12 protein-coding genes are annotated in these 7,090 nt (G+C 58.5%); 8 read left to right on the plus strand and 4 right to left on the minus strand.

All coding sequences use genetic code 11. The features are described from left to right. Positions 1-9: 9 nt before the first annotated feature. Genes GLP43_RS15435 through GLP43_RS15445 form a run of 3 tightly spaced genes read right to left on the minus strand, consistent with a single transcriptional unit; the run spans position 10 to position 1,717 of the window. On the minus strand, positions 10-672 hold the full coding sequence (locus tag GLP43_RS15435; protein ID WP_047997971.1) for a DsbA family protein: 663 nt from the start codon (positions 670-672) through the stop codon (positions 10-12). Further along, positions 669-1,112: a disulfide bond formation protein B gene (locus GLP43_RS15440; protein WP_237280040.1), complete on the minus strand. Its 444-nt coding sequence runs from the start codon at positions 1,110-1,112 to the stop codon at positions 669-671. The genes GLP43_RS15435 and GLP43_RS15440 overlap by 4 nt, the downstream gene beginning before the upstream one ends. Next, positions 1,109-1,717 carry an SCO family protein gene (locus tag GLP43_RS15445; protein ID WP_443069485.1) on the minus strand — a complete coding sequence of 203 codons (609 nt, stop codon included), beginning with the start codon at positions 1,715-1,717 and terminating at the stop codon, positions 1,109-1,111. The genes GLP43_RS15440 and GLP43_RS15445 overlap by 4 nt, the downstream gene beginning before the upstream one ends. A 178-nt stretch (positions 1,718-1,895) precedes the next feature. On the opposite strand from GLP43_RS15445, the gene GLP43_RS15450 reads away from it, so the two are divergent. The 8 genes from GLP43_RS15450 to GLP43_RS15485 all read left to right on the plus strand — a co-directional run bounded on the left by GLP43_RS15450 (position 1,896) and on the right by GLP43_RS15485 (position 6,669). Further along, a complete protein-coding gene (locus tag GLP43_RS15450; protein ID WP_024099356.1) occupies positions 1,896-2,324 on the plus strand; it encodes a MerR family transcriptional regulator in 429 nt (142 codons plus the stop codon). Beyond that, entirely contained in the window at positions 2,291-2,647 is a 357-nt protein-coding gene (locus GLP43_RS15455; RefSeq protein WP_208596091.1) for a YnfA family protein, read from the plus strand. Before GLP43_RS15450 ends, GLP43_RS15455 begins: the two co-directional genes overlap by 34 nt. Positions 2,648-2,760: 113 nt before the next feature. After that, positions 2,761-3,378, plus strand: a complete 618-nt coding sequence (locus tag GLP43_RS15460; protein WP_024099354.1) for a cation transporter — start codon at positions 2,761-2,763, stop codon at positions 3,376-3,378. A gap of 86 nt (positions 3,379-3,464) precedes the next feature. After that, positions 3,465-4,235, plus strand: a complete 771-nt coding sequence (locus GLP43_RS15465; RefSeq protein WP_024099353.1) for a transglutaminase-like domain-containing protein — start codon at positions 3,465-3,467, stop codon at positions 4,233-4,235. Then, positions 4,225-5,133 carry a cation diffusion facilitator family transporter gene (locus GLP43_RS15470; RefSeq protein WP_007121394.1) on the plus strand — a complete coding sequence of 303 codons (909 nt, stop codon included), beginning with the start codon at positions 4,225-4,227 and terminating at the stop codon, positions 5,131-5,133. The genes GLP43_RS15465 and GLP43_RS15470 overlap by 11 nt, the downstream gene beginning before the upstream one ends. Then, positions 5,126-5,683, plus strand: coding sequence for a methyltransferase family protein (locus GLP43_RS15475; RefSeq protein ID WP_237280041.1), 558 nt, complete (start codon positions 5,126-5,128; stop codon positions 5,681-5,683). The genes GLP43_RS15470 and GLP43_RS15475 overlap by 8 nt, the downstream gene beginning before the upstream one ends. Before the next feature lie 108 nt (positions 5,684-5,791). Then, positions 5,792-6,382: a L,D-transpeptidase gene (locus GLP43_RS15480; RefSeq protein WP_067293148.1), complete on the plus strand. Its 591-nt coding sequence runs from the start codon at positions 5,792-5,794 to the stop codon at positions 6,380-6,382. 17 nt (positions 6,383-6,399) lie between these two features. Beyond that, positions 6,400-6,669 carry a hypothetical protein gene (locus GLP43_RS15485; protein ID WP_237280042.1) on the plus strand — a complete coding sequence of 90 codons (270 nt, stop codon included), beginning with the start codon at positions 6,400-6,402 and terminating at the stop codon, positions 6,667-6,669. 83 nt (positions 6,670-6,752) lie between these two features. Here the strand turns inward: GLP43_RS15485 and GLP43_RS15490 are convergent. Then, a partial coding sequence (locus GLP43_RS15490) for a L,D-transpeptidase (RefSeq protein ID WP_237280043.1) occupies positions 6,753-7,090 on the minus strand: 338 nt, incomplete at its 5' end.

Raw genomic sequence — 7,090 nt, forward strand, 5'->3', positions numbered from 1 at the left:
CTGTTCGTTCTAGTTTGTTGCCGCAGCCTCGACTTCGGCTTGGACGAGCGACAAGAGCTGCTCCGCACCGAACTCTGGCAAAGGCTTACCGTTGACGAAGAACGTCGGTGTGCCTTGGATTCCGACAGCTTCGACGTCTGCCCGGTCTTGATTGAGGACGCCGACGATGCTGGGTGACATGATCTGATTTGCGGCGGCGTCTGTGTCCAAGCCCGCCGCTCCGGCGATCTCCATGATGCGCTCAGCTGCCGGAGCGCCGTGAGAGGCCCAAGCGGGCTGATTTTCAAGCAGCGCTTCCAGCACGGGAACAAAAACGTCCTGCAACCGAGCCGCTTCCAGCACCTTGATTGCCAGCTCGGACCCATCGCCGTGGAACGGCGTGTAGCGCATGACGACGCGCACATCGTCGGGGTATTGCGCCAGTATCTGCTTCACGATGGGATGGAAGGCGCGGCAGGCCTCGCAGGCTGGGTCGAAGAACTCCACGATGGTCACTGGCGCATCCTCGCGCCCGAGTATGGGAGAATAGGACCGAACAAGACGATCCTGTTGTTCCAGCGGAGCGGCTGTCGCCACCGGGGTCGGATCGGGGCGCGATACGAACCAGGCACCAGCCACGAAAACGGCCAGTACCAGAGTGAGTATCGCGAGCAGAAGAGTCTGTCGGTTCATATTGATATCCGTCGAAGTTGAATGAGAAGGGCAAGGATCGCCCCGAACGTCAGCAGGGAGAGCAGAGGGATTGGCAGGCCAAGGATCAGCATCGCGTCATCGGTGCAGGATGGCCCGGACGCCGTGCAGGGGACGATCGGCGCCGGCACGATCCCTGCGTAAAGCAGGGAATGGTAAAGGGCGACGGCACCACCCAGAACCGCGAGCGGCGCGGCATAGCGCCAGATCGAGAGGTCGGCGCGCCACGCCGCCACCCCGAGGATAATCGCGAGCGGAAACATGAAGGCACGCTGGAACCAGCACAGATTGCAGGGGGTCTGCCCCAGAACCTCTCCGATGAAGAGCACGGCGAGCGACGCGGACAAGGCGACGAACCATGCCGCGAAGAGGAAAGCTACCGGGCTCGCGGCGCTTGGCGTTGCGTCTGGGCCAGCTGTCACGCGCCGATCCTTTCGCGAAGATCAGTAACGATCAGTCCGGGTTCCTCGTCGTATTCGTAGATGCGGACAAATTCACCTTCCGGATCGAAGAGAAGGAAGGACGACGTATGCCCCATCGTATAGCCGTCGGGCGCCGAGGCTTCCTCAATCTTCTGGTAGTAGATCTTGAAGGTCTCGGCAGTGCGTTCGATTTGCTCCGGCGGTCCGCTCAACCCAAGGATTCCCTGACCAAACTGGGGAACGTAGTTGGCCAGAGCGCTTGGCGTATCCCTTTCAGGGTCGACCGTGATGAACAGGGGCTGGACGGCGGAACCTTGGGTGCCGAGCTCGTCCATGACCTGCGCGATGGTTGCGAGCCCCATGGGACACACGTCGGGGCAGTTCGCAAATCCGAAAAAGACGAGCATCCAGCGCCCTCGGAAATCCTCGTCGGTCTGCACCATACCGGTATGGTCCGTCAGCTCAAAATCCGCAGTGAAACTCTCGGCCTCAGGATCAACACGCGCGGCGAACGGTCCCTGATTGCGTTCAGTCATCCAAAGCGTGGCTGACACCGCCGCAGCGACAACCACTGCCGACCAGAGAACTATCCGGACCTTCTTCATTGCTTGCGCTACCCACCTGTTCAGTTTGTCTGTGCGCGGGATACAAGCTACAGCAGATAGAGGTTCAAGCGAAAAGTTACTTTTTGTTGTCCGAAGTCACGCCAAAGTGAAACCTTTGTCTTTTCAATGGAGTTGTCTCTTCAGTAAGCTACAGTCTTTGTAGATTGAAGGATCTCACATGCTGGCAATTGGAACACTCTCGCGGAGAACCGGAACCAAGGTTCAGACGATCCGCTACTACGAAGAAATCGGTTTGATGAACGAGGCCGGAAGGACCGCAGGCGGCCAGCGCCGTTACTTTGAAAAGGACCTCGACCGGCTGGCTTTCATCCGGCACTCACGCCAGCTCGGATTTTCGCTCGACTCCATCCGGGAGCTGCTGGACCTCTCGGACAACCCGTCCCAATCCTGCGCGGAGGCGGATTCGATCGCGCGTCGGCAACTCCACCAAGTCGAACAGCGGATCAAGCGTCTGCAAGCGCTTAAGAAGGAATTGAAACGCATGGTCGCCGAGTGCGACGGTGACAGCGTTGCGGAGTGCAAGGTTCTGGAGGTCCTTCGAGACCATGCGGAATGTCTCACCGAGCACGACGAGATTGGGGCTTGAACGCCGCAATTGCCTATCCGCTGGCTGCTGTCGCGGAGATCAGCGGGTGTTTCGCCATCTGGGCGTGGTGGCGTCTTGGGGCATCACCGCTCTGGCTCGCACCCGGCATAATCGCGCTCGCGCTTTTCGGCTGGTTGCTGGCGCAGGTCGAAACCAGCGCAGCGGGCCGCGCTTTCGCAGCCTATGGCGGCATCTACATCGGGGCCTCCATGCTCTGGATGTGGTTCGTCGAGGGCGAGCGACCTGACAGATGGGACTTCATAGGGACGTCCATCTGTTTGATCGGTGCCGCGATTATTCTTTCGGTGCCCAGAGGGACGTAAATAAGCTATTTTGGATCTATAGTCGCTAGAGGTTCTATATATCTTTTTGACAGCTTCATCCGAAGAGGGCGTTTCTGCCCCCTTCCTTAGAAATCGGAAGGTTTGCCAGTTCGATGGTCGAAAGCGAATTCAGCGGGAAGAATGAAAAAGAGCGCCAGACGCTCTGGATTGTTCTCGGTCTCAATCTCGCAATCGCTGCGGGGTTCTTCGCCACGGGAGCTATCGGCGATTCCAGCGCCCTGATCGCCAATGGTCTCGACAACACATCCGACAGCCTCGTCTATGGCATCAGCCTTCTGGCCTTGTCCCGGTCGTCGAAGTGGAAGCGGGGTGCCGCGAACGTATCCGGCGGATTGCTTCTGATCTTTGCGGTTGGCATTCTGATTGACGCTTGGCGGCGCTATGTCGGCGGTTCCGAACCGCTCGGAACTCTGATGATCGCAATGTCGCTGATCGCTGCGGTCGTCAACCTCGCCTGCATCTGGCTGCTCGGGCGACTGAAGGAACCGGACGTGAACATCCGGGCCGCCAACACCTTCAGCCTCAACGATTTCGCATCGAACGGCGGCATCCTGATCGCGGGCGGTCTCGTTTGGTGGTTGGGCAGCAACTGGCCCGACCTCGTTGTCGGGGTCGCGGTGGCTGGCATCGCGGCGTGGGGCGGCATAGGCATCCTGCGGGACGCGCATGACGAGCATCACAAGGCAGTTCACAATCACCAACCAGAATAGTCTCTCGCGTCGCGACAAGATAAAGGTTGAAGCTACAGTGACTGTAGAAACTATCATCTTTGTATAGTTGATTCTAGGAAACGCTCATGACCCCTGTTGACCCGCTGCTTTCGTCGACGCCACTCTTGGATGTCAGGCATCCTTCACTTGCCGCTCTGATCGCCGACCGGGGGTGGGGAACCTTGCCGTTGCATGATCGAATTGGTGCAATCTACGACTTCGTGCGAAACGAGATCGACTTTGGCTATAACCGCGCCGACGACATTCCTGCCTCTGAAGTACTCGACGACAGGTATGGACAATGCAACACGAAGGGAACGCTGCTGATGGCGCTTCTACGCGCTGTCGGCGTAAGATGCCGCTTGCACGGCTTCACAATCCACAAAGCGTTGCAACGGGGCGTCGTGCCTGAACTGATCTATCCGATCGCACCCGCAGAAATCCTCCACTCATGGATCGAGGTCGAGACCGAGGCAGGATGGGTCGATCTTGAGGGCTTCATCCTCGACACACCCTTCCTGTTGGCCCTGCAGCGGTCGTTTCCCGAGACACGGTCCCTATGCGGCTACGGTGCCGGGACCGACTGCTTGAGCGCACCGCCAGTCGGATGGACGGGGGAGAGTACATATATCCAAAAGACCGGCATCGCCCGCGATTTTGGAACATTCGATAATCCTGACATGTTTTATGAGCACCATCGTCAGGCGTTTGGCCCCCTGCGCGACTGGATCTATCGGCACCTCATTCGCCATTGGATGAATGCCCGCGTCAGGGCGATCCGCGCTGGTCGTTTGCCAAGCGTTCCAGGGCTCAGCCGGCCAAACCACGGCCATGAGGAGGCTTCTCGTGCCGCATGATCATGCCCATATGGAGCCTAAAGAAGGCGACCGGCGGGTTGCCATTGCCATCTGGGCAAACGGCCTCCTGACGGTCGCGCAGATTGTCGGCGGGATACTATCCGGCAGCCTCGCGCTGATCGCGGATGCCATCCACAACTTCTCCGACATGGCGTCGCTCGTCATCGCATTCGGCGCGCGCAAGATCGCGCGCCGCCCGGCCGATGCGAAAATGACCTTCGGATATGGCAGGGTCGAGATCGTCGCCGCGCTTATCAATTATACCTCGCTGATCATCATCGGCCTTTATTTGGTCTATGAGGGCGCGATGCGGTTTGTTGATCCGCCCGAAGTCGCGGGTTGGACCGTGGTCATCCTGGGCAGTGTGGCGCTGTTCATCGATACCCTCACCGCGTGGCTGACCTATTCGATGCAGAAAGGCAGCGTGAACATCCGGGCGCTGTTCCTCCACAACCTCAGCGATGCGCTGGCGTCTGTGGCCGTGATCGTCGGTGGCGTTCTCATCCTTCTCTACGATGTCCGCTGGGTTGATCCGGCGATCACCATCGGGATTGCCGCCTATATCCTCTGGCTCGCCTTCAGCGAGATCGGTGGCCCGATCCGCACCCTGATGTTGGGAAGCCCGCCCGATATCGACACGGATAAGGTTATCGCGGCCGTGGAGGACGTGGACGGAGTCGAGGAAGTTCATCACGCACATTTCTGGCAGATGCAGGAGCATCGTGCGGCGCTCGATACCCACGTCGTAATCGCCGAGGACCGCTGGGATGACCTCGAAAACATCAAGACGGCAATCAAGACCCGCCTCGACGAGGAATTCGGGATCGACCACTCAACGCTGGAGTTTGAACGCTCAGCGACCAAACATCGGGACGCAGACAGGTATGGTCATGGGTGACCTCAAAACCGTGGTTCTCGTGCTGGGTTGTGCGGCCAATCTGTTGCTGGTCGCGGGTATACTCTGGTCCATGTTCCAACCGGAGCGACGAGTCTGGCCGCCGATTCACTCTACAGGAGCCCACAAGATTGTCGTCTGGGGACCTACGTGCGTCGGCTTCGGATCTGCCATCGTTTTGGCTCTGCTAGAATGGGGTGAGCTCGACTTCCCATGGATCATACGTTGGGGTTTAGGGCTTTGTCTGATCGTTCTGGGCAATGCCGTTGTCTGGTCCGGTGTGATGCAACTTGGGATGGCGGCGACGAGTGGTGATGAAGGCGTTCTGCGGACCCGTGGCCTTTACCGGTTCTCCCGCAATCCTCAGTATGTGGCTGACATGGCGATCCTCATCGGGATCGGACTGCTCTCCGCCTCGATCCTCGCGTGGCCAGTGATTATCACCGGCGTTACTGCATTGGCACTCGCGCCCTTCGCTGAAGAGCGCTGGTTGATTGATCGCTACGGGGACCCATACCGAGGCTACCTCCGCACAACCCGCAGGTTTCTCTGACAGCATAAGGACAGCTGATCTCACGGCTTTGTGAGTGGCAGCCTGTTGAAGCTCTAGTGGGTGGAGGTCCGAGAATAGTCCAAACAGATAAAATTTGAGGTTTTCATGATGAAACGAGCGAACGACATGTCAGTCACGCGCAGGGCTGCGCTCCTGGGGGCCGCCGCAAGCGGCTTGGTTCTCGGAACCGGCAGGGGAGTGGCACAGACAAACGAGGGTCTGGCGACACCGGCGGTGCGAAGCAATATTTCCGGGTTTAGGGTTGCGTCCTGGCAAGATCATTTTGACAACCTGCGGAATGGCGCGATTCTCTGCGACATTGACTCCCGCGCGGTGCAGTTCTGGTCGGAAGACGAAAACGTCTACAAGCTTTACCCCTCCAGCGTCCCTCTTACGGAGGAGTTGACGCGGCGCGGTTACACCGAAATCGTTCGCAAGGTGGATGGCCCGAGCTGGCGACCTACGCCGTCGATGAAGGAGCGCAATCCCGAATGGCCGGATTTCGTTGGCCCTGGCCCCGACAATCCCCTTGGAACACACGCCCTTTATCTGTCATGGCAGTACTACCGCGTTCACGGCACAGGTGACACGCGCAAGATCGGTCGACAATCGTCGAACGGCTGCATCGGCCTCTACAACGAACATATCGAAGAGTTGTTTGGATTAGCCGAGGTTGGTACTCAGGTTAAGTTGTTCTAAGGGCGGAAATTTTAAATATGCGAATTCATCTTGGCTTACTTCTCCCAGCAGCGTTTTTGTTGGGAGCGTGTTCCGCTTCTATTCCTGGCAGGCCCGACACTGCACAAAACAGACCACTGCCGGAGGCAGTCGTCGCTATGGCCGCAACGGGTCAGGATCTTCAGTCCGCGCGCCTTTTGCCGGAAGACGGCTGCTACTGGTATCTGCACAACGGTCCCGTGGAAGTTACCCTGGTGCCGCTCCGAACCCCTCGCGGAAATCCGATTTGTACCGCGCCGGCGGCCTAGCGGGGTTCAATAATCCGAAGTGCTCCCCGGCTAGGATAAACTCCCGTCACTTTCCCTGACCGATGGTGCTTTGGTACACGGCCTCAGCTTCCCGCAGTGACACTGTCCTCGGCCGAGTAGAGGAAAGCCGTCGAACCAATATCGACGTTGGGATAAAGCTCGTTTATGTGCGCCATGACCATTCTGACGCAGCCGGAACTTGCACGACCGCCAATGCTTCTCGGCTGTGGCGTACCGTGAATGCGGAGATAAGTGTCCCGGTCGCCGAGAAAGAGATAGAGAGCTCGCGACCCAAGCGCATTCTTAGGTCCGGGCTCCATACCGTCGGCGATATCAGCGTAGAGTTCTGGGTCGCGGTCGATCATGTTCTGCGTCGGCTGCCAATGCGGCCATCTGACTTTACGCTTGATCGTGTATGTAC

It is taken from the genome of Sulfitobacter sp. M39 (assembly GCF_021735935.1).
Lineage (GTDB): Bacteria > Pseudomonadota > Alphaproteobacteria > Rhodobacterales > Rhodobacteraceae > Sulfitobacter.

Bases quoted from the DNA above. Each gene is read 5' to 3' on its own strand.
- GLP43_RS15435 (WP_047997971.1), bottom strand. From the start codon at position 672: ATGAACCGACAGACTCTTCTGCTCGCGATACTCACTCTGGTACTGGCC.
- GLP43_RS15445 (WP_443069485.1), bottom strand. From the start codon at position 1,717: ATGAAGAAGGTCCGGATAGTTCTCTGGTCGGCAGTGGTTGTCGCTGCG.
- GLP43_RS15450 (WP_024099356.1), top strand. From the start codon at position 1,896: ATGCTGGCAATTGGAACACTCTCGCGGAGAACCGGAACCAAGGTTCAG.
- GLP43_RS15455 (WP_208596091.1), top strand. From the start codon at position 2,291: ATGTCTCACCGAGCACGACGAGATTGGGGCTTGAACGCCGCAATTGCC.
- GLP43_RS15460 (WP_024099354.1), top strand. From the start codon at position 2,761: ATGGTCGAAAGCGAATTCAGCGGGAAGAATGAAAAAGAGCGCCAGACG.
- GLP43_RS15465 (WP_024099353.1), top strand. From the start codon at position 3,465: ATGACCCCTGTTGACCCGCTGCTTTCGTCGACGCCACTCTTGGATGTC.
- GLP43_RS15475 (WP_237280041.1), top strand. From the start codon at position 5,126: ATGGGTGACCTCAAAACCGTGGTTCTCGTGCTGGGTTGTGCGGCCAAT.
- GLP43_RS15480 (WP_067293148.1), top strand. From the start codon at position 5,792: ATGAAACGAGCGAACGACATGTCAGTCACGCGCAGGGCTGCGCTCCTG.
- GLP43_RS15485 (WP_237280042.1), top strand. From the start codon at position 6,400: ATGCGAATTCATCTTGGCTTACTTCTCCCAGCAGCGTTTTTGTTGGGA.